Raw genomic sequence first — 2,248 nt, forward strand, 5'->3', positions numbered from 1 at the left:
TCTTAGAAGAAATTAAATCAAATTGCTCTAAAAAATAGCAATTATTTATCATCCAAGAAAATACTTTACGTATTGAAATTGCTAACTAGGCAACAATGTCCCAATGCTGACATTCTTTCTCAATTGAGAGAAAAAAGCTCCTTCAGTGATACGTCTACGCTTAAAGCCAAGCGGTATGAAATGAATAGAAACCGAACGCCTTGGCGTGTTTTGGTAAGTATAATTTTGGCTAGGTAGTAAATTGATGAAAAGTTATCGGATTCTGGGGCTGGCCATACTGTTGTTAGCTTCGGTCCCTGTCGTCGGCGCTGAGCATGACGATATGGCAATTGAACTTGATCAATATGTCAAAAAGGCGGTTAAGAAGGGCATTCCAGGCGCGTCACTCGCTGTGGTGATAAATGGAGACATCCGGCTACTTCGTGGCTATGGAGTGACGAAGAAAGGGGGGAAAGAGAAGATTGACTCTGCGACAGTCTTTCCTTTGGCCTCAATTTCGAAGACTTTCGCTTCTGCAGCGGTATCAATTCTAGTCGACCAAAAATCGATAGAGTGGGATACCCATGTAGTCCCTTACTTAGACAATATAGAGTTTAGCGACCCACAACTGGGTAAAAATGTCACGCTACGTCATTTGCTATCCCATACAACGGGTTTGGTGCCACAGGCATATTCAGATTTAATTGAAGACAATGTTAGGTACACGCGCATTCTACAGATGCTAGACAGGGTCAAATTTGTCTGTGATCCGGGCAAATGTTATGGCTACCAAAATGTGGTGTATAACCTAGCTGCGGATATGTTGGCTTTAGCAGTAGGGATGGATTATCCAACCTTTGTTCAGGAAAATATCTTCATTCCCTTAGAAATGGATCATGCCTCTTTTGGTATGGAGGGATTTAAAGAGACAGCAAACCGTGTCACGCCACATGTTAAAGTAAAATCCGGATTTGCACCGGTAAAACCTGCACCTTACTATTACCGTGTGCCAGCAGCGGCAGGTGTCAATGCAAGTGCTCAGGACTTGTCTAAGTGGATGTTGGCACAGTTTGGCCATAACCCATCGGTGTTACAGCCACCGTTACTAGAAATCATGCACAAACCGCATATCCGCGCTAACCAATATCGATATAGGGCGAAGCTTAGCAATGTATACTATGGCTTAGGATGGCGTACTTTTGACTACAAAGGCATCTCAGGGTTTGTACATCATGGTGGGTGGGTCAAAGGGATCAGAACCGAGATGCTGTTTAACCGCCATACACAAACCGGTATGGTGTTTTTAACCAACTGCGAGACAGAGGTGGCAAGAGAGATTGTACTTCATTTCCTCAAGCTGTATCGTCAGCGGTATGAGGTAAAAGACACCGATACGTAGGCAACTTTTATCAAGAACAAACCATTAATGAGGATTAAAAATGGGCAAAAAGAGAAAGAACTCATCCCAAACTGTGGATGTAGTAGATCAAAGCCAAACCAATGTGGTTGAAACCGACTTTGGCAGAGGGGTGATTAAAGACAACGCGCTCAAAGCGGTTGTGACTAGTCAACTATTCAAAACACGTGTTGTGAAGGCGAAAAAGGGCAAAGGTAGCTTCCAGCGTAAGGGTAAACATGCAGGACGAGAGTCCTATTCAATGGCGGCTTGATTAAGCTTTCATTGCATAGCACTCTCTTCACCCATTAGTGCAGCTGGAACTTCACGATAAGCTTAAGTACCTCTGCTCATATTTTTCATCGCCATGGATTCGCCAGAAATTTGCAAAGTTGTGGCAATATATCACTCTGTTCGTCATCAATTCATCTTGAGAGCCGGTAACAGTACTAGTTTCTGAGCTATTTCTCTCTTTTCAGTTCTTCCATTCAAAAATGTGCTGCATATCACGTCATGTATAACTAGCCGTCACTGTTGTCGAGTTTTGCTCCAATCTATTCATAAATTGACACCCAAATTCTCATATTTAACCATTTTTGGGGTTGTTTAATTTATGTTCAGCTTGCATTATGTCCAACCCTGTAACGCAGGGTGCGTGATCAATAAACTTCTTTTATTTTAGTGCTTTATAATTGGTCATGGCAAAAAAGTGACAGTTTGATGCTGGCTAGGTCATTGAGTTATCAGCTGTTTGAATGCAAACACCCTATTGGGCTAGAACTTTTTTGTTGTAGTCACAATAGGCTTGAATCAAGAAAACAGAATAGATAGATGAAAAAGCAAATTACAATCAAGACACATATCAAGCGCCGC

General features: G+C 42.1%; 2 protein-coding genes and 1 pseudogene. 2 read left to right on the forward strand and 1 reads right to left on the reverse strand.

The window, feature by feature from the left end:
- The first annotated feature begins 244 nt into the window (after nt 1-244).
- Both BIZ37_RS29930 and BIZ37_RS29935 read left to right on the forward strand, forming a co-directional pair.
- Nucleotides 245-1,378 carry a serine hydrolase gene (locus BIZ37_RS29930; protein ID WP_187464642.1) on the forward strand — a complete coding sequence of 378 codons (1,134 nt, stop codon included), beginning with the start codon at nt 245-247 and terminating at the stop codon, nt 1,376-1,378.
- 40 nt (nt 1,379-1,418) lie between these two features.
- Entirely contained in the window at nt 1,419-1,649 is a 231-nt protein-coding gene (locus tag BIZ37_RS29935; protein WP_187464643.1) for an alternative ribosome-rescue factor A, read from the forward strand.
- Between the two features lie 51 nt (nt 1,650-1,700).
- Here the strand turns inward: BIZ37_RS29935 and BIZ37_RS29940 are convergent.
- Nucleotides 1,701-1,811 (reverse strand): annotated as a pseudogene (locus tag BIZ37_RS29940) (DUF2753 family protein); the annotation flags it as partial.
- Nucleotides 1,812-2,248: the final 437 nt, after the last annotated feature.

Origin of the sequence: Photobacterium sp. BZF1 (assembly GCF_014349205.1) — a bacterium.
GTDB lineage: Bacteria > Pseudomonadota > Gammaproteobacteria > Enterobacterales > Vibrionaceae > Photobacterium.